23 protein-coding genes are annotated in these 24,513 nt (G+C 31.9%); 13 read left to right on the top strand and 10 right to left on the bottom strand.

The window, feature by feature from the left end:
* Positions 1–15 precede the first annotated feature (15 nt).
* Both acpS and WDZ41_02885 read right to left on the bottom strand, forming a co-directional pair.
* Positions 16–417: a holo-ACP synthase gene (gene acpS / locus WDZ41_02890; GenBank protein ID MEX0940280.1), complete on the bottom strand. Its 402-nt coding sequence runs from the start codon at positions 415–417 to the stop codon at positions 16–18.
* Positions 414–1,958, bottom strand: a complete 1,545-nt coding sequence (locus WDZ41_02885) for a YifB family Mg chelatase-like AAA ATPase (protein MEX0940279.1) — start codon at positions 1,956–1,958, stop codon at positions 414–416. Before WDZ41_02885 ends, acpS begins: the two co-directional genes overlap by 4 nt.
* Before the next feature lie 198 nt (positions 1,959–2,156).
* Between WDZ41_02885 and WDZ41_02880 the strand changes: the two genes are divergently transcribed.
* The 3 genes from WDZ41_02880 to WDZ41_02870 are packed head-to-tail and all read left to right on the top strand — an operon-like array spanning position 2,157 to position 6,565.
* Positions 2,157–4,937 (top strand): hypothetical protein, encoded by a 2,781-nt coding sequence (locus tag WDZ41_02880; GenBank protein MEX0940278.1) that lies wholly within the window; start codon positions 2,157–2,159, stop codon positions 4,935–4,937.
* Between the two features lie 14 nt (positions 4,938–4,951).
* On the top strand, positions 4,952–6,217 hold the full coding sequence (locus tag WDZ41_02875; GenBank protein MEX0940277.1) for a hypothetical protein: 1,266 nt from the start codon (positions 4,952–4,954) through the stop codon (positions 6,215–6,217).
* 9 nt (positions 6,218–6,226) lie between these two features.
* Positions 6,227–6,565, top strand: a complete 339-nt coding sequence (locus WDZ41_02870; protein MEX0940276.1) for a hypothetical protein — start codon at positions 6,227–6,229, stop codon at positions 6,563–6,565.
* An 81-nt stretch (positions 6,566–6,646) separates the two neighbouring features.
* Here the strand turns inward: WDZ41_02870 and WDZ41_02865 are convergent, their stop codons facing one another.
* Entirely contained in the window at positions 6,647–7,645 is a 999-nt protein-coding gene (locus WDZ41_02865) for a hypothetical protein (GenBank protein ID MEX0940275.1), read from the bottom strand.
* A gap of 117 nt (positions 7,646–7,762) precedes the next feature.
* Here WDZ41_02865 and WDZ41_02860 point away from each other — a divergent pair, with 117 nt between their 5' ends.
* The 7 genes from WDZ41_02860 (at position 7,763) to WDZ41_02830 (ending at position 13,847) form a co-directional block, all read left to right on the top strand.
* The gene (locus WDZ41_02860) at positions 7,763–8,980 is read left to right on the top strand and encodes a type II secretion system F family protein (GenBank protein MEX0940274.1); all 1,218 of its coding nucleotides are present in this window, start codon (positions 7,763–7,765) and stop codon (positions 8,978–8,980) included.
* 13 nt (positions 8,981–8,993) lie between these two features.
* Positions 8,994–9,416: a type II secretion system major pseudopilin GspG gene (gspG, locus tag WDZ41_02855; protein ID MEX0940273.1), complete on the top strand. Its 423-nt coding sequence runs from the start codon at positions 8,994–8,996 to the stop codon at positions 9,414–9,416.
* Positions 9,404–9,961 carry a type II secretion system protein gene (locus WDZ41_02850; GenBank protein MEX0940272.1) on the top strand — a complete coding sequence of 186 codons (558 nt, stop codon included), beginning with the start codon at positions 9,404–9,406 and terminating at the stop codon, positions 9,959–9,961. The genes gspG and WDZ41_02850 overlap by 13 nt, the downstream gene beginning before the upstream one ends.
* Positions 9,939–10,349 carry a hypothetical protein gene (locus WDZ41_02845; GenBank protein MEX0940271.1) on the top strand — a complete coding sequence of 137 codons (411 nt, stop codon included), beginning with the start codon at positions 9,939–9,941 and terminating at the stop codon, positions 10,347–10,349. The genes WDZ41_02850 and WDZ41_02845 overlap by 23 nt, the downstream gene beginning before the upstream one ends.
* Positions 10,346–11,305, top strand: coding sequence for a hypothetical protein (locus WDZ41_02840; protein ID MEX0940270.1), 960 nt, complete (start codon positions 10,346–10,348; stop codon positions 11,303–11,305). Before WDZ41_02845 ends, WDZ41_02840 begins: the two co-directional genes overlap by 4 nt.
* Positions 11,305–12,348 carry a hypothetical protein gene (locus WDZ41_02835; protein MEX0940269.1) on the top strand — a complete coding sequence of 348 codons (1,044 nt, stop codon included), beginning with the start codon at positions 11,305–11,307 and terminating at the stop codon, positions 12,346–12,348. The genes WDZ41_02840 and WDZ41_02835 overlap by 1 nt, the downstream gene beginning before the upstream one ends.
* 77 nt (positions 12,349–12,425) lie before the next feature.
* On the top strand, positions 12,426–13,847 hold the full coding sequence (locus WDZ41_02830; protein ID MEX0940268.1) for an MlaD family protein: 1,422 nt from the start codon (positions 12,426–12,428) through the stop codon (positions 13,845–13,847).
* On the opposite strand, the gene WDZ41_02825 is transcribed toward WDZ41_02830, so the two are convergent.
* The 5 genes from WDZ41_02825 to WDZ41_02805 form a co-directional block, all read right to left on the bottom strand.
* Positions 13,820–14,317, bottom strand: coding sequence for a hypothetical protein (locus tag WDZ41_02825; protein ID MEX0940267.1), 498 nt, complete (start codon positions 14,315–14,317; stop codon positions 13,820–13,822). The genes WDZ41_02830 and WDZ41_02825 overlap by 28 nt on opposite strands.
* Positions 14,314–15,117: a hypothetical protein gene (locus WDZ41_02820; protein MEX0940266.1), complete on the bottom strand. Its 804-nt coding sequence runs from the start codon at positions 15,115–15,117 to the stop codon at positions 14,314–14,316. The genes WDZ41_02825 and WDZ41_02820 overlap by 4 nt, the downstream gene beginning before the upstream one ends.
* Before the next feature lie 91 nt (positions 15,118–15,208).
* A complete protein-coding gene (gene ybeY, locus WDZ41_02815; protein MEX0940265.1) occupies positions 15,209–15,664 on the bottom strand; it encodes an rRNA maturation RNase YbeY in 456 nt (151 codons plus the stop codon).
* 31 nt (positions 15,665–15,695) lie between these two features.
* Complete coding sequence (locus WDZ41_02810) at positions 15,696–18,170, bottom strand: valine--tRNA ligase (protein MEX0940264.1); 2,475 nt, start codon at positions 18,168–18,170, stop codon at positions 15,696–15,698.
* Between the two features lie 74 nt (positions 18,171–18,244).
* Positions 18,245–20,539: a tetratricopeptide repeat protein gene (locus WDZ41_02805; GenBank protein ID MEX0940263.1), complete on the bottom strand. Its 2,295-nt coding sequence runs from the start codon at positions 20,537–20,539 to the stop codon at positions 18,245–18,247.
* Positions 20,540–20,703: 164 nt separating this feature from the next.
* Between WDZ41_02805 and WDZ41_02800 the strand changes: the two genes are divergently transcribed.
* The 3 genes from WDZ41_02800 (at position 20,704) to WDZ41_02790 (ending at position 23,073) form a co-directional block, all read left to right on the top strand.
* Positions 20,704–21,405: a hypothetical protein gene (locus WDZ41_02800; GenBank protein ID MEX0940262.1), complete on the top strand. Its 702-nt coding sequence runs from the start codon at positions 20,704–20,706 to the stop codon at positions 21,403–21,405.
* 7 nt (positions 21,406–21,412) lie between these two features.
* A complete protein-coding gene (gene tyrS / locus WDZ41_02795) occupies positions 21,413–22,609 on the top strand; it encodes a tyrosine--tRNA ligase (protein ID MEX0940261.1) in 1,197 nt (398 codons plus the stop codon).
* Positions 22,610–22,677: 68 nt separating this feature from the next.
* Positions 22,678–23,073 carry an Hsp20/alpha crystallin family protein gene (locus tag WDZ41_02790; protein ID MEX0940260.1) on the top strand — a complete coding sequence of 132 codons (396 nt, stop codon included), beginning with the start codon at positions 22,678–22,680 and terminating at the stop codon, positions 23,071–23,073.
* A 20-nt stretch (positions 23,074–23,093) separates the two neighbouring features.
* Here the strand turns inward: WDZ41_02790 and WDZ41_02785 are convergent, their stop codons facing one another.
* Positions 23,094–23,750, bottom strand: coding sequence for a deoxynucleoside kinase (locus WDZ41_02785; protein ID MEX0940259.1), 657 nt, complete (start codon positions 23,748–23,750; stop codon positions 23,094–23,096).
* A gap of 91 nt (positions 23,751–23,841) precedes the next feature.
* Entirely contained in the window at positions 23,842–24,447 is a 606-nt protein-coding gene (locus WDZ41_02780) for a hypothetical protein (protein ID MEX0940258.1), read from the bottom strand.
* Positions 24,448–24,513 lie beyond the last annotated feature (66 nt).

The raw sequence follows: 24,513 nt of genomic DNA, 5'->3' as shown, positions 1-24,513 counted from the left end.
GTGTTTTATAAGAAGCTACTTCGTATTTTTTTCTAAAATAACAAAAGCAGTTGCATAATGATTAGTATGTGTAAGCGAAAGATGAAATTTAATTTGACTTTTTTCTACAATTATTGAAATTTCTGGTAAATGAATTGAAAGTCCTGCTGATCCATTAGGATTTTTAATAACTTCTGTATTTCGCATAATTTTTCTTAAAGGGATTTTTTCTTGCAGAAAGGCCGTGCTCCATGCTTTATAAAAAGCTTCTTTAGCGGCAAAGCGTGCAGCAAGCCGCTCTTGTTGTTTTTTTTCATTGTTCAAACAATAAGCTATTTCTTCGGAGGTAAATATTGAAGATAAACACTTTAAAGAATATTGATGCCAATGAGCAAATCTTGCACATTCTACAGAATCGATCCCAATGGCGAGAATCATTTTTTAATTCTTTCAAGGGTTTGATCTAGTGATCGATAAAATATTGCTTCTTTAATATGGTCGGCTTCGATATGTTCACTTTCATGTAAATCAGCAATCGTTCGCGCGACTTTTAAAATTTTATGATATCCACGCATGCTCATATTAAGTTTATCAAAAGCTTTTTTTATTAAGTCTTCTGCTTTTTCAGTTAATATACAATGTTTTTCGATTAGATCTGGTGTCATAAAAGCATTCCACATTGAAGTAGTACCGAATCGGTTGCGTTGTGCCATAACTGCTTTTTCTATTTTATTATATAGTTCTACTGAAGTTGGTCCACTGGCATTTTTTTCTTTAATAGTATCATATTCGATGGATTGAATATTAATTTGCAAATCAATACGATCGAGCAATGGTCCTGAGAGTTTTTCTAAATATTTTTGTACCGCATGGCTTGAACATTGGCATACTCGTTTGTTATCACCTAAAAATCCGCACGGGCATGGATTGAGTGCGGCTACTAATAAAAATGAAGCAGGAAAATTTATGGTATGCATTGCACGTGAAATACATACGGTTTTATTTTCGAGTGGCTGACGCATTACTTCAAGCGTGGTGCGTTTAAACTCAGTCAGTTCATCTAAAAATAAAATACCATTATGTGTTAAGCTAATTTCGCCTGGCTGTGGAAATGAACCACCACCAACAAGTCCTGCTTGTGATATAGTATGATGTGGGTTGCGAAATGGCCGTTCAGTTATTAAAGCTTTACCATTTAATTTTCCGCTGATGGAATAAACTTTGCTGGTCTCAAGAATTTCTTCAAATTCCATTGGAGGCATGATAGTTGGTAATCGTTTGGCAAGCATAGTTTTACCAGATCCAGGCGGTCCGATAAATAAAATATTATGCCTACCTGCAGCTGTAATTGATAGCGCTCGCTTTGCTTGATGTTGTCCTTTAACTTGTGCAAAATCAATAGAATGAATCTTCTGGTTAGTGGTATATTCTTTTAAAGAATTGATAGTGGGATTGATCGTTAATTCATTGCGTAAATAACCAATTAGCTCAACTAAATGTGAAACGCCGATAACTTCAATATTTTTAATTAACGCTGCTTCAGGAGCATTTTCTTTTGGCACAATAATACGTTTTTTTTGTAAACGGTGTGCATCATAAGCAATTGGTAATGCTCCTTTTATAGAGCGAATTGTGCCATCAAGTGAAAGTTCTCCTAAGAAAAGCGTTTCATTGAGAAGTTGTGCATTTAATTCAAGAAAGTTGCCAGCTTGCAAAATACCGACAGCGATTGGTAAATCAAACAAAGTACCTTCTTTTTTTAAATCTGCGGGAGCTAAGTTCACAGTTATTTTTCGTTCAGGTAAGCGAATGCCACTATTTTTGAGCGCGGTTGAAATGCGTTGTTTGCTTTCTTTGATCGCAGTATCAGGCAAACCAACAATAAAAAACTGAAGCATGCCGAGAGATAAATCAACTTCGACTTGCACTAAATGGGCATCAACGCCGATAGTTGTGGCAGAAAAAATTTTTGCATGCATATTGCATCCTTAGCAACAAAATTCAAAAAATATTATGCATTAATATACTAATATATACCATAACTTTTATTATTTGGAAATAAATAGTTTTTTCGTGTATTATAATATGATTGATAAGCCGTGATACTTTTTAAAATTTATCGTAAACTAAAGCGCTACAAAGACAAGTTAATAATTGATAATAAATAGGTAGCTTTCATGAAACAAAAAATTGTACAAATTTTACTCATAAATTTTTTAATTACTGGTTTAGCAATAGCTGATCAAGAGAATCAACCAGAAAAATCCGTACAGCAAATCGAACCAATTGCTTTTGATGTTGGTAAATGTGCATTCATGTCTCCTTATTTTATTTATTTAGCATCAGATCAATCTGGCATGAAAGAGCTTTCACTTTCACATTATACAAAAGGCGTTTTAACTCCTTTGGCATCTGAAAAAGTCACGCTGAATCATTGCGAAAATCAAATAAATCCATTTTATAATAAAGCAATCTCTTATTTAATGATGCATAATAATAATCCTATAGTAGTAACGCAAAATAGTTCAAAATTACATTTTGTTGATCAATTCCAAACTAAAGAAAAAAGTATGGCAATTCTTTCAACTGATGATATACATGATGCTAAAGAATCAAAAGACCTAAACTCTAGTTTGAAAACAAGCGAAATAGTTGGTATCTCTTGGGGTATGACTGGTACCTCACCAGATAGGATAGGACATTATATTTTTACTGCTGTAAAACCACATGACGGCCAATGGGGTGAATATGGCAGCGGAATTTCTGTAGTTAAATTTGATATTGAAGTAGTAAAAAAAGAAAAATCTGAAAAAGAAAAAGAAGAGCAAAAAAAGAAAGATGAAAGTGCAAAAGAAGAAAATAAAGAAGATGAATATGAACGGCGATTTTTCCTTAATATTTTAAATGCGCGAACGGGTGCTTCAAGAGAAAATAAACCATATCCAATTGATGCTTATACGCTTGATCATAATCCCATTGATATTTCAGGTGGGCTTGAAGAAATAATTGGTTCGGAAGTTAATCTTTATTGGGATGAAATCTTTAGTCGGCTCTACATTCCTTTACAGATAAAAACAAAAAACAATGCACAAAACCACCAAGGGGCATGTGCATTGTTGGTGGGTACTATTTATGAAGATAAGCTTTATATTTATCCAATAGTGAACTCAGATGCATTTAGTGAACAATATAATAATATTATAGGTGCTGTTGGTCCTAATAAATCAGTTTCATTATTTAAAGTAAACACATTACATACAAGTACTGGTTTGCCATATTTAATTATTCATGGTGGCAATGGTGAGCCGGAACAAGCAAAGAAAAAAATATTTGCATTACCATTAATTAATAAAAGTACGAAAAATCTTTCTAAAAAGTTATTGTTAGATAAAGATCATGGTGCAATTGCGCAAAAACAATGTGTACCAGATATTCGTTTTTATCGCGAAAAATATTCACGCTTTCGTGGTCGTTTACTATATGATTCGGTACAAGCACCAGAAGATTTTTATTCAGATTTAGATCAGTCAGTACAAGTTGGTGCCGGTATTGAGCTTCCTGATATAGTAGAAATATTTTCATTATGGGATTGTGTTGTAGCTCTTAGGGGAGATGGAAAAAGAATCACAAGTATTGTATATTCTCAAGCATTATTTGATGGAGAAGGGAAAATTGTATCATGGACTTCATGGTTACCTATGCCCACTGGATCAAGAAATATTTTAGGAATTGAATATGATCAAGACAATAGTGCACTAGTTTTTTTAGAAAAGACTGAAAACAATTTTATCAATTTGACAAAATCTAGTTGGGTATGTGAGCAAGATCAAATTGAAGATAACCAGTTAAGAATTTTACAAAGTAAAATAACTACTGAATTTCCAAAAGAAACTGGTGGTGTACAAAATTTATTTGAATTTATTCCTAGTTTTTGCAAAGAATCTGCAATTTTAGTAGCGACTGGCAATAAAAAAGTTATATTAACAACTATTGGTACACATCAATCCATTTTTACATTACAAAATCCAGTTCTTGATCAGCTAGGGCCGATTCTAGCTGCAGACATGATAGAAGATGATTGCGGCATTAGGTTGTTAGTTGGTGGTGTTAATGGTGTGGCAATTTCTTCTAATTTATATCCATTATTAGAAAGTCAAGCAGAAAATTCTGTAGATTCTACACGAATTGTATTTGATAAGATTGGCGACTGTCGTTATGTACAAAAAATTATACATGATAATGAACATCTTTATATTTTAACACGGAATTCTCTTGAAAGATGTATACATTCTCAATTAGGGACTTTATCTAAGTCTGTTTTACTCGCAGATGCCAAACAATTGCAGGTAAAATTTACCGATGTGCTTGTTTCAAAAAGCTTAGGCTTACTAGGAACTACTAGAGGTTTAATACGTATTGGAAATGGCAAAGATATTCGTTCTATAAAAAATCATCAGGAAGCTAATTGGGTACCAGTACATTTGCCTATTGATAATTTATTCATCACCAAGTTATATCCACTATGCTGTTCGAATAATCAAGCTGATGTCGGGCTTAATGGTCAAGTGTATGTTTTAAGCAATGTAGCTTCCCAGAATAATTCGCAAGTTTTTAGATTGTTTATCAAAGATGTGTCAATCTATGGTGTTAACAATGAAACAGTGCAATTGGTTGGGGATTATTGTTTTAAAGATCAAGAAACGAGTTTTATAAATTTTGGTGGATATCGAAATAATTTTGCGACGGATGGATTACTTCATGTTAGTTGTCGAAATGATAGATTTCCATTGTTACACGTCATTCCTGGTTTTGTTGGAGGCAAACTTATTCCTTCTTCTCGAGGATATACCGTTAGATTGAAATGGTCTGGCAATAACTGGATTCAACCAATTTTAAAAAGTTCTTTGACAGGCAACTGGCTTATAGCTGGTGATTTTGGCCTGTGTATTTATCAATAATAAGGATCGCAGCTATGCATGTTAAAAATCGAATATATATTTTATTAGTTTTTATTTTTTTATGCGCTTCAAAAGAGAGTTTTACTATTTTTGGCATTAATCTTTTTCGGCCATATGATATTAATTTACGACCGCCAATTTGGTGCGGTGAAAACTTTCAATGGACTGATTGGGTGGAAATTGGCTATAAAGCACGTGGTTATAATCCAGAAGGGAATGAAGTAAACGTAATGCAACTATGGACACCAACACAAGATGCTTTGGCGATGTTAAAAGGATTTAATTCATCGAGCCCTATTACCCAATTTTTAATAAATGATTTAGGTAATCCACCTGATAATGGCGTACGTGGTAATTTTAGAGTAACGGGAGATTTTAAAGCCAAAGGATTTGGGATTGGTGCTCGTTATCATTTACCACATAATTTAACAGTAGGTTTGCATTTACCTTTTTATCAAATGCGGCTTAAAAATGTTAATTTTGTAGACTTAACTTACAATAACAATGCAGCAGATATGATTGTGCGCGAAGAACTTACAAGTCAGTTAAAAGAGCGCATTAGAGAATTTGACCCTAATTTAAATATTATGGGTTGGGAAAAAATTGGGCCAGGAGATTTATTTTTCCTTGCAGAATGGTATCGTAATTTTCCACAAGGTAAACCAATTTTAAAAAATGTTTCATTAAATGCTCGTGTTGGATTTAGTTTTCCAACAGGAATAAAAAAAGATGAAGATGATATACTGACTGTGCCTTTTGGTTTTGATGGTTCTGCTGGCTTACTTTTTGCTGGCGGTATTAATTTGAACTGGTTTAATGTTTTTCGTGGTGGTATTGATATCGAATTTCTTACCTTATTTGGTAATACTCGTGATCGTCGCATAAAAGTACAACAAGATCAGACTGAATTTTTATTACTTGCAAAAGTGCCAACTTATAAAGATTTTGGATTCACGCAACGTTTCAATTTATATTTAGAAGCATATCGGGTATTCCATGGATTATCAGCGCGCGCTACTTATCAATTTTGGAAGCATAGCGAGGATACATTATCAGTATGCACAAATGAATTTTCAAATGAGATAGCCAATACGGCAGAAAGCTTGCAGGAATGGACAATTCATCATGTGATTTTTCAATTGTCATATGATTTTCAATGTGATATAAGTGAAAAAAGTGCTATAAAACCACAATTATCATTGTTTTATAAGCTACCATTTAATGGCGAACGTGCATTACTATTAAACACTTATGGTGCAACGTTTACTTTAAACTTTTAAAGGGGACCTATGAGTCGATTGTATATAACTATTCTTGGATTAACTTTATACAATTCCATAAATGTTATGATGGCAATGAAAGATAATAATAGTAAAGCTATTGATCCATGGAAAATAATTATCATTAAAAAGACAGCTAAGTCTAAACAAGAATATATTGATCATTTTATTGCACAATTCAATCAGTTACCAAAAAACAAAAAAAAAGAAACATTAGCGAAAGGTCTTTATATTGATCCTACAAATGGTTATTTGCATAAGGGTTTTGCGCAATTAACTTATGAAGAATTACAACAACTTTGGGTGCGACTGGATCTCAGTGAAATTCCTACTTTAGATCAAAAATAAAGAGCGTAATGTCTGGAGGCTCTATTAGTTATTCATACTTTCTAAAAGATATGATTTTTTGCTTGTGTGATAGAATAAAATTTAAATTGAAGCACAAGGTACCAAACCTCGGCTTTGCGCAATAATACGAGTTTCCACCATTTGCAATGTTCGTTTAAGACGCGCTATTTTAGGTTCAATAAATTCTTCTTGTTCTTCAAGTGTTAAAAACAATAATTTACCTTCATCAATATCTTTTTTTATCAATGCAATAGCATCAGTCGAAAGATCGGAACCAGCGATATCAAGGAAGTGAATAAAACGACAAAGCAATGATTGAAAAAGGTCATCTAATTCATCTTGATTGATGATATTACTTTTTTCAAGCTCTTCAAGTTTATAAGAAATATTTTTAACGGAGTGCCATACTTCTTCTTGATCTAACGGTGTCCAAATAACTTTATTTAATGTAATTTCTAAAAACTTAAGAACACTTTGTCTTAATTGCTCGTTATCAATATGCTTTTGTATAAAACTTGTATTATTTAATGCTTCAATAATATCGCCTGATAACCCATCAAAAAAATTATCAGGATCTTCTTTAAAGAAAACAAATTTGGAAAGAAAAGTAGAATATAATAATCGTTTTATCGTATTTTTTGCTTCAGTAAATATAGAAGTTGGTTTTCTAACAAAATATGTTTCTAATAATGCTGGAAAGCGTTCAATGGTATTCGAGAATGCATCAGCACTTACATAATTACAGCCTTTTACCTTATTGCAAAAAAGGCGAATAGTTGATTGTAAAAATATAGTATTTTGATGACTATCTTTACCATATTGCAAAAATTCTATTAAATGAAAAAAGTCATGAGATAAAAATTCCGAATATTCATTACGTGAAAATGTATGCTTTAAAAAGCATTTAATACCAGATTTAGTAAATTTTATGGGAATGCAAAACAAGTTTAATGCTTCATCAGTCTCAGTTAAAGAACTTTCATTGACTGAATCAATAAAATATTGATTACTATTTGCTTTTGCATTATGAATGAATAATAATGCTATAATAAATAATGCTTGAAAAAATTTTACCTTCATGCGCTACTCCTTGTAACAAGAAAGGTATACAATACTTAAAAAGTATTCTATCAAGAAAATAGTAATGTGCAACTAAAGAATTGAAAAGAAAAAATTATTAACTGATTTAAGGATTTAATGGCTCTTTTTTTGTATCAAGCTTTATCAAAAGATGGCAAACGTACTCGTGGAACCATTGATGCGTCAACGGTTGAAAGCGCACGGGAACAACTTACTAAAAGGGGGCTTTATCCAACATTAATTGAGCAGACGCGTGAGCAAATGGTTGTTGGTTGGAGACGTTATTTGCAATTTTTTATGCGTGGCGTATCCAGTAAAGATAAAATATTATTTACTAAGCAATTAGCTGTTTTGCTCAAATCTGGCGTTCCGTTATTGCAAGCATTAGAATTATTGGTAGAACAATTTGAAGGACGTTTAAAACGTATTATTATTGATTTACGAGATAACATTAAAGAAGGGCAGTCGCTTGCACACGGGTTAGCCCAATTTCCTAAAGTTTTTGATAACATTTATATTCAACTGGTGCGTGCCGGTGAAGCTACTGGAAGATTAGAAATTATCTTAGAACGTCTTATTGAATACATGGAACGGCGCGAAGAGGTAACTAAAAAAGTTAAAGCAGCATTGCGTTATCCAATAATTCAATTAAGCGTTGTTGTTTTAGTAGTAATTGCATTGCTTACTTTAGTGTTACCCAATTTAGTACAAACATTTGCCGCGCAAGGTGCTGAATTACCATTAACGACACGATTCTTAATGGGATTGTCTGATTTTCTTATTAATTATTGGTATATTCTTATAGGTATAATTATTATTTTGATATTGGCTTTTCGTTATTGGCGATCAACGCCAGCAGGCGCACGATTATATGATCAAATAAAATTAAAACTACCAATAGTAGGTTATTTTGCACGCATGAGTGCAGTCGTGCAATTTTCACGAACACTTGGCATGCTTGTAGAAAGTGGCGTTAACTTAGCAGAATCACTTGATATTGTGGTTAATATCATTGATAATCGTATTTTATCTGATGCGCTTGAAGAAGCGCGCGATAAAATTATCAAGCAAGGGCGTATTGCTGAGTATTTAAAACAGACTAATATTTTTCCGCCGATTGCTATTTATTTAATAAATACTGGTGAACAGAGTGGGCAGTTAGATTTTATGTTATTAACGGTTGCAAAAAATTATGAAGATGATTTAACCGAATACTCAGATACGTTATCTGCATTATTAGAACCAATTATGCTTATTGTTATGGGTGTTGTGGTTGGCTTTATTGTATTATCGGTAGTACAACCGATAGTAAATTTAACGCAAATACAATTCTAAGAAAGGAATTATTATGACTTACGCAGAGCAAGAAAAACGCATAGTGCAACCAGGATTTACTTTTATGGAATTGGTTGTAGCGGTATTGATTTTAGGGATATTGGCTTCTGTTGCTGGATTTGCTTACTTGCAATTTGTTGGTACAGCAAAAGAAAGTGCTACTAAGGCTAGTTTAAAATCAGTAAAAAGTGCAATTGATTTATATCATATTCAACATAATAAATATCCAACCCGTTTAAGAGATTTAGTTGAACGGCCTAAAGGTGAAATAAAAGGATGGAAACCTGCCTTTGAAAAAATGCCAAAAGATGGTTGGGGCAATGAATTTTATTATAAGGTAACTCCAGGTAAAAAACATCCGTATGAATTATATTCCTATGGATCAGAAGGTCCTGAAGGGTCAGCAGAAGAACGTATAAGTGTATGGGATCTGTAAAAAAAGGTTTTACGTTTTTAGAATTGGTGGTTGTCATTATGCTAATTGGGCTTTTGGCAACCATTGTTGTTCCTAATTTACAAAACGTGATACCAGGCTATAAAAGAAAAGAATTTTTAAGTAGGCTTACTGGATTAGTTCGTTTATCATGGCAACAAGCTTTGATTACCCAACGAGCACATCGGGTATTATTTGATTTAGAAAAAAGAATAGTACAAGTCGAAATCGAATCTGAAAAGAAAGATAAAAAAGCAAAACCACTGTTTGAGCCAATAAAAATTTCATACTTAAATAGTACCTATCAATGGACTGAAAATATTGAAATCAAGCAATTTTTTGTTGAAGGTAAAGAATTAATTGCGCGGCCTGGTATTAAAACCGAACAAGTTTGGTTTTATATTGCTCCTGATGGGCTCGCACAAGAAGTTATTATAAATTTTGTTGATACCGCCCAATTAGATGCTGGTAGGCCAACAACAATAAGTTTAGTTTTAAATCCCTTTAGCGCACAATTTAGAGAATATGATACATTTCAAAAACCATAAACAATCAGGCATAAGTTTTATGGAGATTATGCTTGCCGTATTTATGCTTGGTTCTTTGTTAACGGCCAATATTTTGCTGCAAACAACTGCATTTTCAGGCATAGTACAATTTTCGGCACGAATGGAACGTATTATTTTATTAAAAAATAAAATTCAGCAAGTATTTTTTGAGCGGGCACAAAAAAAAGAACCTTCTAAGGAAACAATTATTAAAGAACCAGAAACTACTATTCGTTATTCAACAAAAAGACCACCAAAAGAGTCCTCACTTAAAGAATTTAAAAATATTATGATCGAAAATATTACCGCCCAATGGGATTCGCGATCTGCAAAAGAAGAAGAAACATTAATTAGCTTTTTATTTAAACCAGAAAAGCAAAAATCATGAAACCAGGATATACCATTATTGAATTAATACTTGTTCTCCTTTTAGGCTCATTATTGCTCAGTGTTTTGTTTACGAGTTTTTTTCAAATAAATCGCACTTCAGTTGTTGCTGAAGATATAATGGATCTCAATACACGTATTAGTATATTAAACAATCAATTAGAAAAAGATTTTACGGGTATTTTTGTGCCACTACAAGCTATTGAAGAGTTAAAAAAAGAACCTGAAAAAAAGGTCGATCAAGAGAAAAAAAAGGCTGGACTCCAGAAAAAAGAAGTGGCAACAAAAGAAAAACCAAAGCCGCTAAAAGATGTATTTGTAAGTACTAATCAAGCAGGCAATTTAGCAGAATTAACTTTTATAACAACTAATCCAATTCGTGTTTATGAACATGCAGAAAATGCAATTATTAATCCACGTATAGTGCGGGTTGTCTATCGATTAGAAGCTGACCCTGAAAAAAAAGGCTCATTTAACCTAACAAGGCAAGAAGGAGGAGAGCTTGAATTTTCTGCTTACAAACCAACTGCACCAAAAAAAATTAAAAAATATAAACTTATTGATAATATTAAAGAATTCAAAATAATATTTAAGGTTCCAAAAAAAAGCGATGAAAAAGCGAAGCAAGAAACCGTTACATTTGAAACACTTTCAGAATGGAAACCTACTATCGATAAGCCTGATCAAAAAAAACCAAAAATTCCTAATTTCATACAATGCACGGTTACTTTTTGGGATAATCAATTTGAAGAATCACGTACGTTTGAATTTATGTATCAAGTGCCATGTTTTCAAGCTAGCTTAGAATTAAAGCCAACGGAAACGGTCAAACCACCGGAACCATCAAAAGAACAAGCTGAAAAAAAACAAAAAGCACAAGGACAAAAATTACCGACTTTAGCAGAAATAAAACAATCGGTTAAAGAAATTATTAATTTGTTAGGTCAAAAAACATAATGAATGATATAAAAAAATCAGAAGGCTATATTCTTGTTTTAACACTTATGATTCTTTCAATTATTACTATAATTGCGACACAATTATTTAATCGTGGTACTGTTCATATTCATTTTGATCAAACAATGATCGAACGAGAAAAAGCAAAAACTTTAGCGTTAGGTGGTATTCAATTAGCTTTTAGTCAACTCTCTTTAAGCAAAACAGGAACTGGTGAAGGTAAACAGGATAATAAAGAAATTTTTAAACGAGTAATTCCTGTTTTGAATCGAGTGCAAGAGTTTTCTTTGAATAAAAAAGTAGATGGCATTGATGGCAGTGTAAGTATTGTTATCATGTGTGAACAAGGGAAAATAGATATTAATCAATTTTTTGATTTTGAACAGAAAAAATTTATAAATGAAGGCAAGCAAGCTGGCGATGCTAAAAAGCTTTTCCAAGAAATTTTTAATAGCATGAGAAAATTTGATAGCGATAAAGATTTGTTTAGTTCATTTGAGAAATTTTTAAAACAACGTAACTATAAATTAACTGATGTAACTGAGTTACTAACTATCCCTGAATTTCAACGTAGTTTTTCACAAATTTTATTTTATGAACCCCCTATAAAAGGAATTAAAGCAAAACGGCCTATTTATTTAACTGATATTTTTACGGTTTATTCAAATAAAAAAACATTGCAACCATGGTTTTTATCAGATTCTATTTGCGCACTTTTTAATTTAAAACGAGCAGAATCTGGTGATATTGAAAAACGTCTAAAATATGCCACAGATATTGCAAAGGAATTTAAAGGATTTACTGCTCCAGCAGCACAAATTTGGGAAAAACAATTACAACCTTTTTATGGAAAAGATTTCAAAGGTCTTCCTAAGTTTGCACAGGAATTATTGCAAAATCCATTTGAGCCAACGATGTTTTCTGTTTTATCTTTCGGTAAAATTGGCGCGATAACTCAAAAAATTTTTGCTATTATAGAAAGACGCGCAAAAAAAACTGATGCGCAAGAAGAATTTATTATACAGAAATTATATTGGCTTTAAAGGACATTATCTTGCAGATTAAAACAGAGACGGCAGTAGGCCTGTTTGTTCTCAGCGCTATAAGCATTTTTTTTTATATGACAATTTTTTTAGGGATATTTAGGCCAGATCGTTGGCAATATCATCCATATACTGTTTTTTTTAACGATGTTTCTGGACTGGAAAAAAAAGCTGATGTAAAAATTGCTGGAGTAAAAGTTGGCTGGGTTGAAAAAATTATATTAGTTGACGATAATTCATATCAAGCTCGAGCAACTATTATGGTTCATAAATATTATTTGTTATATCTTGATGCTCAGGCGGTTGTTAGACAAGAAGGATTACTTGGTGCGAAATATGTTGAATTGCTTCCAGGAAATCCAGCATTGCCGCAATTATCTATTGGAAAATCATTAATAACTCCCGGAAAGTCGCCTGCATCTATTGATAGTATTTTACACACAGTAGCAAAAATAGCACATAACCTTGAAGGAGTTACTGACTCATTACAAGAAAATTTTGGAGGCCTACAAGGTAAAAAAAATCTTAATGTAATGATTACTGATTTTAAAGATATGATTCATCATATGAAGGAAGCCGTACCTTCAATTAAAGAAAGTATTGAACGTGTTTCTGGTCGTATAGACAAAGATTTAGGAACAGTAGCTAATCGATTAGAAAGTACTGCGTTAGCATTAGAAGATGCTGCAGTTGAAGCGCGAAATGGTTTTAAAAATATCGGTTCAGTTGCCCAGAAAATAGATAACGGTACTGGATTGATAGGAAAACTGATTAATGAAGATGAGACCTATCATGATATTAAAGTAACCGTACAATCATTAAAAAAATATTTCCATAAAGTTGATAATTTAAATATTGTTTTTGATAGCCATGGTGAATATATGTATCGGCCAGCAGAAAATGTAAATTTTGAAGATGCAAAAGGCTATCTGGATATTCGTATTCATCCAAATGATGATCATTTTTATCTTTTTCAATATGTGATGACACAAAGAGGAAATATAAAAAGAAGTATTCAAGATGTACGTTGGTATGATGAACAATGTGTAGAATTTTTACCAAGTGAATTGATTAAACAAGGTGTTGCAATTCCAGAACTTGTTGGAAAAATTGAACGTAGGAAACGCACATTGGATAAAGCAAAATTTGGTGCGCAAGTAGGTAAAATTTATAAAGATTTTGCATTTAGAATTGGGTTTATTGAAAGTAGTGCTGGTTTTGGTGTTGATTTTCACATTCCTTTTGGTACTGATAAATTTAGATGGATTACTACTTTTGAAGCTTTTGATTTTAAAGGACGAGATAGATTTGATGATAAGCGGCCACATCTCAAATGGATAAATAGACTTTTCTTGTTGCGTAATTTATATATGGCTTTTGGTGCAGATGATTTTATAAGTAAAGAAAATGCAAATGGATTTTTTGGAGCCGGTATCAGATTCTGTGATGAAGATATAAAATATCTTTTTGCTCAATTAGGATTTGCTGGCTTTAATTGATTATTAGTTACGTATATTTCAAGCTTTTTATTATTTCTATGTGATCGTAAATCTTTTGGACACGCATTTTGCATAAAACATTTTGTTATTAATCTGATGATTGTAATTTGTAATGCAGTTTTGCCAATATCCCATAAACAATGGGTATAGCGATTTAATTTTCTAAGGGCATTCATTGGAGCTTGCCAAAAATGAGTTGATTGAATTTCAGAAAGTTCGTTTTGCAATTGATATGCTCTATTAACAAACAAATATATCGCAATACCTATTGAAACATAATTAAGCATAGTTGCTAATAAACAAGCAGGCAATAAAATACCCGGATCAGCTTCTGATGGTGGAGGTGTATAATATTTTTCATAAAACTGTGGTTGTTGTGGATTGGTAAATGTACTAATAAATTCTGGTGAGAAAATACCATGAACTTGAAATACAAAAATAATACAAAAAATAAAAATATTTAGTTTCATGATCCAGGACTTTGCGTATTAAGCGCAATTTTATAATCAGTTATCCAATGAAGGAATACATCTTTTAAATAATCTAATCGCATAATTCTTTCTTGCGTTTTTTTAATAAGATTTTCTTGGGTAGGAAATATTCTTTTTAAATATATAGCTTTAATTAATTTATGTGTGTTTAAAAATTTATTGAGCTTTTTTTTTTCTTTTTCTATATCTTTTAAAAATAGCATAAGCGGTGTTAAAAAATCAGTTAAATTCGTGGGTGATTGATATTTTTTTTGTATTGCATAGAGCAATTCCTTACCCAGCTCTTGTTGTGGAATAGCCCGGAGCATTTCAAAAGCAATATTGTTCTTCCAATTAGCCCATCCATGATCTTGTGCTACATAATATGCAGATAATAAAAGATTACCCCATAACGAGCCATAAGCAGTAAAACAACTACCAAATATAATTTTATATTGATTTAGAATCAAATACTTGATTATAAAATTGCGCAAAGTTATCAAATTTTCTTGTGTTTTTGCAGCTGATAATTCTTTATTTTGAATTTTTTTCATTATAAAACTAGGGATTATGTACGAACAAACATGAGCAATTGAATTATGAATTTTGGGATCATTGTGCTGGTTTTGTTGATTAGAATTATTGTTATTATTGTTGTTGGTATTATGTACATTTACAAAAACACTTGTTGGCCCAGTAGAATGTATATTGGTTGGTTTAGGTGATGATTCTTCTGGCTTCAAATAAAAAGAGATAAAAATAACTGCAAATAATAATAGCATTTTAGTATACGGCTTCAAAGCTACCTCCTGGCTTTCTTAGCCAACATACTATTATTTGTTACTATATTTCAATTATTTGTATAAATTTTTATAAACAAGTAAAAATAAGTTATGCAGAATTTAATTTTTTTAATAAAAATGCTTCTTTTTTTCTCATAATTTTGTAATCGTCATCTGTTTGATGATCATAGCCAAGTAGATGGCAAATACCATGTACTAAAAGTATTTGTATTCTTTTTTCAAATGAGATGCCTAAGCGCTGTGCATCTTTTTTCACGTATTCAAGAGAAATAATTATATCGCCGAGGTTTTTTTCGTCTTCATTTTTTGGATAGATACGTTTAGGTGGCTTTAGATCAGGATAAAAAGGAAAAGAAAGAATGTCAGTTGGCTTATCTTTATTACGATAATCACGATTATAAGCTTGAATTGTTTTATTAGTAGTTAACCAAATCCCAATATCAAAATCACTATAATCTAGAATATCAAGAATCTGTTGCACATTCTCTCTAATTTTTTTTTCATTAATCTGAATTTTGCGTTGTGTATTACGTATAGTTATCATTGCATCCTAAAAAATTATTAAGATAGCTCGATTATTCACTAATACCAATTTGAATGATTATAGCTTCATCGCTTTTAGTTAATGCGCTCATCTTATGTTTTTCTGGTACGAAGAAAAGGGCTTTTGTGCGAGAAATTCCTTTAATTAATTGCTCCAAAGGTTGTAAGAGATTTTTGATTTCCTCGTTTTGAGTATAAATAATTAATTGAGAAATCTCTGTTTTTAAAGAAAGTTGATGTTCGGTTTTTAATTTTCTTACTTGCCCAATTAAATCAATTACGATATTTAATGTTTGATTACTTTGTGAAAAATTAAATATACTTTGGAATGTAGAGAATTTAGTTTCATGAATAGAATTGATTTCTTCTTTTTTGCAATAAATAATGCGATATATTTCTTCGGTAATATGTGGTAAAAACGCAGCATACATCTGCAGAATGCGTAAGCCAGCAGTATATAATGTCCAATGAGTATACTTTACTTCTTTTTCAGAATAAAGATTTGGATTAAAGAGTAAATCTTTTATAAGTTCTAAATAATTATCACAAAATGTTTGCCAAAAAAATGTTTCAATTGTATCGAGTGCTAAATTAAAATCGTATCGATCAAGATGTTTTTGATATGATTGAAAAGTAATACTAATTTGATGCAATAACCATTCATTTACCGCACCAAATTGTTCTGAATTATCATTTCTATCAACATCAGCAGTATGTTCTTTAATAAACTTGAATGCATTCCATAATTTAGTTAATAATCGCTGGCCAATTTTAAGTTGTGTTTCAGAAAACATTACATCATTTCCAAGGCTTGCTGATGCAGTCCAATAGCGAATAACATCTGCAGGATAGGAATTTAATAAATATTCAGGATCCATTTTTTTCTGATCTTTTGATTTTGATAGTTTTTCTTTACTATCACTGAGTACATGGCCAGATATAACAATATCATTCCATGGAATACTTTGATTATGCATATAAGTTTTTACTATGGTATAAAAGGCCCATGTCCTAATAATATCATGTGCTTGTGGACGCATACTCATTGGTAAATAAGAAGCAATAAATTCATCCGTAAATGGTGAAGTTGCTTCTGGATTGTATAAGCTATAACAAATATAAGGCGTAAGTGAAGAAGTATTCCATGTATCCATCACATCAGTATCAGGTACTATATCGCTGCTCGCGCATGAAGGACATGCTTTGCCTGGATATGGAGTTTCTTGCGGATCAATAGGTAAATCTTTAATATCAGCTAATATAATTTCATCACAATTTTTACAATGCCAGGCAGGAAATGGAATGCCATAAAAACGTTGGCGAGAAAGACACCAATCCCAGCTAATATTCTCTACCCAATTAAGATAACGAGATTTCATAAAAGCTGGATACCAAGTAATTTGCTCAGCAAGTGTTAAAAATTCTTTTTTAAATTCCAAAATTTTTAAAAACCACTGTGAAAGCGCAACATACTCAATTTCTTTTTTGCAACGCTCGTGGACATTCACCGTATGTGTCAAAGGCTTTTGTTCTTTAAGAATTTTTTTTTCTTTTAAAAGTTCTAGGATTTTTTCGCGTGCTTCATGTGATTTTAAGCCAGCTAGAGGACCAGTACTTTCAATCCATTTGCCATCGGCTCCAATTGATTGTATGTATGGTAATACGTGTTTTTTTATCCAATACACATCAGTTTTATCACCAAATGAGCAACACATAACCAGACCGGTTCCTTTTTCAGGATTAACTTGCTCATCAGGATAAATAGGTACTTTATATTCAAAAATAGGAACAATGGCTTTTTTATCTGTAAGATGTTTGTATCGTTTATCCTCAGGATGATAGAAAAGGGCTACACATGAAGATAAAAGCTCTGGACGTGTTGTAGCTATTAACAAGGGAATATTTTCTTCAGTACTAAATTCAATATAATTAAATAAAGATGGTTTTTCTGCATCATCTAATTCTGCTTGTGCAACAGCAGTGCGGCAAGTAGTACAATATAAAGCGGGCTCAAACTTGCGATAAATAAAATTATTTTTATAAAGACGAATAAATGATTCTTGCGATATTTTTCGTACTGGAGCAGAAATAGTGGAATAAGTATGATTCCAATCGGCAGAAAGTCCCATCCGTTGCCATAAATGCTTGAATTGTTCTTGCGTTTGTTTTGTTTCTTGTAAACATAAGTCAATAAAAGCTGATCGCCCGAGTTTTTGTGGACTAACTTTATGCTTTTTTTCTACAAATCGTTCAGTAGGCAATCCGTTATCATCAAAACCAAAAGGATAAAAAACAGAATATCCCTTTAATCGTTTGTATCGTGCTAAAATATCAGTTTGTGTATATGAAAAAATGTGCCCAATATGTAAAGCACCGGATACCGTTGGTGGTGGTGTGTCAATACTATATAGCTGGCCAGGATGCTTTTTGCGAGAATATGTTTGCTCTAAGAGCCATTTTTTTTGCGCTTCTGGCTCAGATTTTTTAGCGTTGTATTGTTTTTCCATTAGTATTTTCAAATTAATTATTTTATAGTTATTATCTTCATCTAGCTTACCTTTTAAGCGAGTATTGGTCAAAATTATGCGTGATTTTTATTCTGTTCTTTCGTATTAATTCTATCTAATGTTGATTTTGCTGCAAATTTAAGTTGATCTGGTGTTGAGTTATCTTTTATAAAGTCTTCTAGCTGAAATTTAGCAATTGATAATTCTCCCATCTGTTCTAAACAGGTGATAATGCGTAATGTTAGCTGAGGAGAACTCATTTTTAATGCTTGTGCTTGACTAAAGCACTTTAAAGCTTTATCTGGCTTTTTCATAAATAAATTACATTCCCCCAAATTACACCAAACTTGTGGATTTTTTTGTTCTTTTTTTAGAATTTCTTCATAAATTTGTGCTGCATTTATATATTTGCTACAGCCTAAATAAGAATTAGCTAATTTATATGCATAATCTATGGAATGTGGCGCAATTCTGACTAGATGTGAATATGCAATAATAGCATCTTCAAACTTTCTTAAATGCATAGCGATACTTGCATAAACACCAAATCCAGCTTCATTATCTAAATCTGCTTTTGTGCAAGCTGTTTTAAAACATTCAAACGCTTTTTCATAATTACCTTTTTCTACATAAAGTTTACCTAGATTATAGTAGGCTTTACCATAGTGAGGACGTAGTTGGATCGCGATATCAAGAATTTTTACAGCACGATCAAAATCTTTTTGCGTAATATAAAAAGAAGCAAGATTATTATACGCTTCGGGGTAGTAAGGATGCATTTGAATTGCTTTTTTTAAGGTATCAATTGCTAAGTTCATTTTGCCAGTCATTGAGTAAGCAACAGCAAGATTATTGCATGGGTCAGGATAATTTTTATCCATGCTAATGGCTTTTTTGTAAAGAGGAATTGCTTCTTGCATACGTCCTTTTTCTGATAATGCTACGCCTAAATTATTGTATGCACGGGCTTTTCCTGGTGCATTTTCGATGATATTGCTCCAAAATTCTTCAGCAGAACGCCATACTTTATTGCGACTATAAGTTAAAAAGCCAGTTGGGACTGCAAGTATAGTAATAAATACGAATTGAGCAAAAGCATGCGAAATAAATGGAATAGGTTTAATAATTTTTGGAATTAATTCACTCAATAATTTAATAATAAAGCTTGCCATTAAAAATAAAATGCCAAAAGAAGCAAGGTATGTTTTATAATCGACAAGAAGTTCAGAAGATGGAATAATAGTTGATCGAGGAGCAATAGCAATAAAAAACCATAAGGCAGCAAATACAATAGGATCAATGCAATTTTTTCGTAGACGATAAATAAGTATAGCGCTAATCAGTAGTAAAGCGCAAAGCGGTAAAATACAATCAGGAGCAAAAAAGTTAGAAACCAATTTCCAATCATATTCAACACTAATCATAAATGGCCAAATAAACATAACTATGTAATGCAAAATAACTTTAAATTGTGAAATAAAAAAATGCAGAGGAAGAATTTTTTGACCAGGTATTTCAGTTAACAGATTGCCAATGTTGTTACGGGCTTCCATTTTAAGACCAAAAATATTGGCAAAAAAAGAAGGTTTTAAAAAATATAAATAAGAGCAGAAAATGATTCCACTAAGAAAACCATGCAATAGCAATCGTTGTTTTAAAGAAGGCCAATCGCCTTGTGCTACAAAAAACCAATCTATTGCTAAAATTAATAGTGGGGCAACAATAACAATTTCTTTTGTACCACACCCTACGAAAGCGATACAAAAAAGCAATAAAATTAATAATATTTTAAAAATTTTGTTTTTTACGCGTGTTATCGCTAAAAAGCATAAAATCATACTTAGGATAAATAAAGTTGCTAATCCTTCCATGCGCCCTTGAATAACATACGAAACTGTTTGTGTTTGAACCGGGTGAAGTAAAAATAACCCGGTAGTTAAATATGCTATTGCAGTGCAATGTTGTTTAAAAAAAGAATTAGATTTTAAATTTGAAAGTATAAACAATATTATAAAAAATAAAAGGATGCCAGCTGCAATATGAAAACTGATATTAAATAATCGATAATAAAATGGATCAAATTGTCCTAATCGATGATTAACGGCATTAAGCCAAAAAGGAATCCAGCGTGAGCTTGTTAACCAAGCATCTTTCAATGTTAAGTAACGAATATTATAAAATTTTTGAATATTGGCAACATCATCAAATTGAAAATTGTAATGAAGTGATGGATAATAAAAAAGGCCGGTAATAAAAGATAATAAAAAGGGCGGAATAAGCCATTCAGACCAATGTATTTCTCGTTGATTTAGTTTATTAGTTGTAGGGCTTAATGTTTTTTTTAAAGTTATCACTTTATTTTTTTTCATAACTTTTTCTCCTTTTATTCTACTACTCATTTAGTGGGTTATGATGTGCTTATTGTACTTCAATAAATCATCTTGTCGAGTATATTCGTAAGAATTCATTTGACAGTGCTTTGTTTTGTTTTACACTGAAAGTAACGTTTTTTTCAATAAAAAAAGTAATAAAAATGATTAATATTAGAACAATTGAATATCTTATAAGTATTTTGACTATTGCAGTAGCATATGTTTTTAGTGCAACAACTGCTGGATATATGCAAGCATGGGCCGCAAAAAAACTTGGCGATGATACTCCTGAAAAAATGGGCTTTTTAACGTGGAATCCTTTGGTGCATATTGATCCCATTGGTGCATTTTGTTTGTTTTTTTTGGGTATTGGATGGGGTAAGTTTATTCCAATGCATCCTGAATCCATACAAGGTAATTTTCGTCTTTTATTATTATTTTTAGCAAAGCCATTTACCTATATTGGTATTGCATTTCTCTCTTTGCTTGCTTTATTACCATTATTTGGCATCGATGTTTTAAATTTAGCTATGATGATGGTTTTATCTGATTATATTTCTTTGGCGACGTTTACAAAGATTTACCCTGAAAGTTCTTCATTAGTTCTCGCAGTTGCACTAATTTTAGTTATGTTAATTTATATTGGTGTCATGTTTGCGGTATTAAACTTTATTATGAATATTTTTCGTTATATAACATTAGCTTTTGCACCATTTTTTTTGCATAGAGCAGAAAATGATTTACTTATGTTTTTTATACCTTTTATTTTAATGGTTTTATGTGCGCGTCCGCTCAAAATTATAGTGGTATATGGTATAACATATAGTGCTCATCTGATAGCGCCATTCATTGGTGCTTCTTAAGGAAAATATGAAAGATTTTAAAAAAGCTTATGAGTTATTAATTTCCAATACCATACAAGTTTTACCTAAAGATGAATTTAAGAAAAAACTACAAAGTGGTAAAAAACTAAAAGTAAAATTAGGTGCAGATCCTACGGCGCCTGATTTGCATTTAGGGCATACTGTTGTTTTAGAAAAGTTGAAACAATTTCAGGATTTAGGCCATACGGTTATTTTTCTTATTGGTGATTTTACTGCTCGCATTGGAGATCCAACTGGTAAATCAAAAACACGTCCACCGTTAACTGAACAAGAAATTGCTACAAATACAGCAACCTATTTTGAGCAAGTATCCCGAATTTTAGATCCTAAAAAAATTGAAATTCGTTTTAATGCAGAATGGCTTGATAAGCTTACAAGTAAAGATATTGTTGATTTGTGTGCAAAAATTACTTTGGCTCGTTTAATTGAGCGTGAAGACTTTACCAAGCGTGTAGAGCAACATGAGCCAATAAATTTTCATGAATTATTATACCCACTTTTTCAGGCTTATGATTCGGTTGCATTGCAAGCAGATGTTGAATTAGGTGGTACTGATCAGACAGTAAATTTGTTAATGGGACGGTATATTCAAGAACAATATGGTCAAGACCCACAAGTTATTATGACTATGCCATTATTAGAAGGGCTTGATGGCGTAGCAAAAATGTCAAAATCGTTAGGCAATTATGTAAGCCTTAATGAATCTGCCGATCAAGCATATGGTAAGTTAATGTCTATTTCTGATATGCTTATGTGGCGCTATATGCAAATACTTTTGCATACGAGTGAGGAAACTATTTGCGAATTGCAAGCTCGTGTTGCGTATGGGACTACGCATCCAATGGCATTAAAAAAACAAATGGCTTTTGATATAGTGGAAAAATTTTGGGGCGAAGAACAAGCGGCACAAGCTCAAGAACAATTTGAAGCATTGTTTCAACAAAAAAATTATGAAAAAGCGACGCCAATTTCATTGCCAGGTGAAACCGAAAATCCATTATGGATAGTGACCTTGCTCAAAGAGTTAGGAGCAGTTGAATCTACTTCTCAAGCAAAAAGACTTATTGAAGAAGGTGCAGTACATATCGATGATGATAAAATAACGGATTTTAAAGCAAATATTGTATGGCAATCAGGAATGACAATTCGAGTTGGAAAGCATCGTATCTATAAATTAGCCTAATCCTTAAATTCCTTGAAAATAAAGCTTCTTTTTTGTTAAGATTAAAGAAATATTAAAAGGAGAAAGACATGGCTATAATTCGTTGGCGCCCATTAGATGAAGCAATGGAAAGCTTATTAGAAAATTTACCCTCAAATAGTGATTTAGCAGTCGATTTATATGATCAAAATGATGCGGTAATTGTTGAAATGGCGGTTGCAGGTATCGATCCAGACAAAGTAGAGATTTCTGTAGAAGACAACTCTTTAAGAATTGCTGGAGAACGCGAAGAAAAAGAAGAAGTCGAAGACAGAAATTATTATCGTAAAGAAATTAAACGTGGTTCATTTGAACGTTATGTTGCATTACCTACAGCTGTAGTTCCTGAAGAAACGCGTGCTGAATTTGAAGATGGCATTCTTTCAATCTATTTGCCAAAGAAAAAGGCAACAAAAGCAAGTAAAGTAAAAGTAGAAAGAAAGTAATTTTATAAAAACAATAAAAGCTACTTTTTATTACAAAATAATTGTAACGCTTCAATATGCTGATTGAGCAATTCTTTATTCATTTCAAAATCATCATTAACATCAAGAATTAAGACTGGTATATTTTGTAATTCTGGTAAAATGTTTTTCTTTTCTATAAGAAAAGCCTCATGATGCTGATGAATTTGTTCTAGATAGGTAAGCGGAATGATATTTTCTCCGGAGCGATTGCGTTTTTGAATGCGTTGATAAACTGTCTCAGGGTTAGTGCGCAAGTAAATAAAGCCTTTAGGTAGTTTGCATTTGCCGGGGATTAATAAATTAAATAAACTATTATAAATTTCCCATTCCAAATTACTTAAAGCACCATTTTTATAGCCATTGAGTGCAAAACAATAATGTCCAGAGTAAATGGATCGTTCAACAATAAAATTTGGTTCTAAATTATTTTGATCTTTTTGATGCTCGCGCATGCGGCAAATCATGGTAAATGTTTCAATACTAAAAGCCCATCGTTGTGGATTTTTATAAAAATTTGCGAGTAATGATTGTCCATGTATATCTTTTTGCCAATTATGCAGTGGTTCTAATGCCACCATAATTTCTGGTAATCGCTTTTTAATTAATTGTAAAAAGGTGGATTTACCAGCACCAATGTTTCCTTCAACGATATACATAAAGTTCCTATTTTAAAGCAATGAGTGAATAAAAAGGCCTGGTGCTTAAGACCAGGCCTTTTTATATATAAATTAAGTTTAAATGAATAATTTACTTTTTAATAACCGGAATAATCTCAGTTTCAGTTGGTTCTAGTTTATGTAAAGTAATCGAGAGCATGCTTTCAGCTGACTTATCTTTTTCAGTTTCTATGCGTTCACATTCAATTTTTACATCATCAAATACAACCGCACTTGGCAAACTTTTTACTATATTTGTGGTGCCGAATGTATAAAAAGCTGCTTTTTTTTCATCCTTTTCTTTTGTTTCTTGTTTTGTGGAAAATTGCATATTTCGCTCACCGATTATCATCTCTATTGATTGATTATCCTGCGGTACGGTAATTAATAAGTGATTTTCATTTTTCTTTTTTATTACTTTTGCTTGAATTTTTTCAGCATCAACGGCATTAACTTTCATTTCAATAATGACACATTTATCATTTTCAGAAATTTCTGGACTTGTAATTGCCTGACTAGATATAGAAACACCAGGAACGTCTTTAAGTGTTTCTTCTAGATTTTTGAATGTTTTATCCATTTCTTCACGCATTGATGAAAACATTTCATCAAAATCAATGAAGAGACGGTTTTTGCCATATCCCGGTTGTGTGCACATTGTGCTAAGGGCGAATCCAAGTAATAATTTATTTTTCATAAAACACCTCCTGTATTGAATTTAGGTTGTTTTTAATTAATAATAATTTACCATGAATAATGGTTG

It is taken from the genome of Candidatus Babeliales bacterium (genome assembly GCA_040879965.1).
Lineage (GTDB): Bacteria > Babelota > Babeliae > Babelales > JACPOV01 > JBBDJI01.
The sequence above is the reverse complement of the archived record's forward strand: the minus strand, read 5'-3'. Positions and strand labels throughout refer to the sequence as shown.

What these genes read in the sequence shown, in the direction of transcription:
- ybeY (MEX0940265.1), bottom strand. Translation starts at nt 15,664, where the DNA reads ATGATAACTATACGTAATACACAACGCAAAATTCAGATTAATGAAAAA.
- WDZ41_02805 (MEX0940263.1), bottom strand. Translation starts at nt 20,539, where the DNA reads ATGAAAAAAAATAAAGTGATAACTTTAAAAAAAACATTAAGCCCTACA.
- WDZ41_02810 (MEX0940264.1), bottom strand. Translation starts at nt 18,170, where the DNA reads ATGGAAAAACAATACAACGCTAAAAAATCTGAGCCAGAAGCGCAAAAA.
- WDZ41_02885 (MEX0940279.1), bottom strand. Translation starts at nt 1,958, where the DNA reads ATGCATGCAAAAATTTTTTCTGCCACAACTATCGGCGTTGATGCCCAT.
- WDZ41_02865 (MEX0940275.1), bottom strand. Translation starts at nt 7,645, where the DNA reads ATGAAGGTAAAATTTTTTCAAGCATTATTTATTATAGCATTATTATTC.
- WDZ41_02870 (MEX0940276.1), top strand. Translation starts at nt 6,227, where the DNA reads ATGAGTCGATTGTATATAACTATTCTTGGATTAACTTTATACAATTCC.
- WDZ41_02825 (MEX0940267.1), bottom strand. Translation starts at nt 14,317, where the DNA reads ATGAAACTAAATATTTTTATTTTTTGTATTATTTTTGTATTTCAAGTT.
- WDZ41_02845 (MEX0940271.1), top strand. Translation starts at nt 9,939, where the DNA reads ATGATACATTTCAAAAACCATAAACAATCAGGCATAAGTTTTATGGAG.
- WDZ41_02800 (MEX0940262.1), top strand. Translation starts at nt 20,704, where the DNA reads ATGATTAATATTAGAACAATTGAATATCTTATAAGTATTTTGACTATT.
- WDZ41_02840 (MEX0940270.1), top strand. Translation starts at nt 10,346, where the DNA reads ATGAAACCAGGATATACCATTATTGAATTAATACTTGTTCTCCTTTTA.
- acpS (MEX0940280.1), bottom strand. Translation starts at nt 417, where the DNA reads ATGATTCTCGCCATTGGGATCGATTCTGTAGAATGTGCAAGATTTGCT.
- WDZ41_02850 (MEX0940272.1), top strand. Translation starts at nt 9,404, where the DNA reads ATGGGATCTGTAAAAAAAGGTTTTACGTTTTTAGAATTGGTGGTTGTC.
- gspG (MEX0940273.1), top strand. Translation starts at nt 8,994, where the DNA reads ATGACTTACGCAGAGCAAGAAAAACGCATAGTGCAACCAGGATTTACT.
- WDZ41_02860 (MEX0940274.1), top strand. Translation starts at nt 7,763, where the DNA reads ATGGCTCTTTTTTTGTATCAAGCTTTATCAAAAGATGGCAAACGTACT.
- WDZ41_02835 (MEX0940269.1), top strand. Translation starts at nt 11,305, where the DNA reads ATGAATGATATAAAAAAATCAGAAGGCTATATTCTTGTTTTAACACTT.
- WDZ41_02780 (MEX0940258.1), bottom strand. Translation starts at nt 24,447, where the DNA reads ATGAAAAATAAATTATTACTTGGATTCGCCCTTAGCACAATGTGCACA.
- WDZ41_02830 (MEX0940268.1), top strand. Translation starts at nt 12,426, where the DNA reads ATGACAATTTTTTTAGGGATATTTAGGCCAGATCGTTGGCAATATCAT.
- tyrS (MEX0940261.1), top strand. Translation starts at nt 21,413, where the DNA reads ATGAAAGATTTTAAAAAAGCTTATGAGTTATTAATTTCCAATACCATA.
- WDZ41_02880 (MEX0940278.1), top strand. Translation starts at nt 2,157, where the DNA reads ATGAAACAAAAAATTGTACAAATTTTACTCATAAATTTTTTAATTACT.
- WDZ41_02785 (MEX0940259.1), bottom strand. Translation starts at nt 23,750, where the DNA reads ATGTATATCGTTGAAGGAAACATTGGTGCTGGTAAATCCACCTTTTTA.
- WDZ41_02790 (MEX0940260.1), top strand. Translation starts at nt 22,678, where the DNA reads ATGGCTATAATTCGTTGGCGCCCATTAGATGAAGCAATGGAAAGCTTA.
- WDZ41_02875 (MEX0940277.1), top strand. Translation starts at nt 4,952, where the DNA reads ATGCATGTTAAAAATCGAATATATATTTTATTAGTTTTTATTTTTTTA.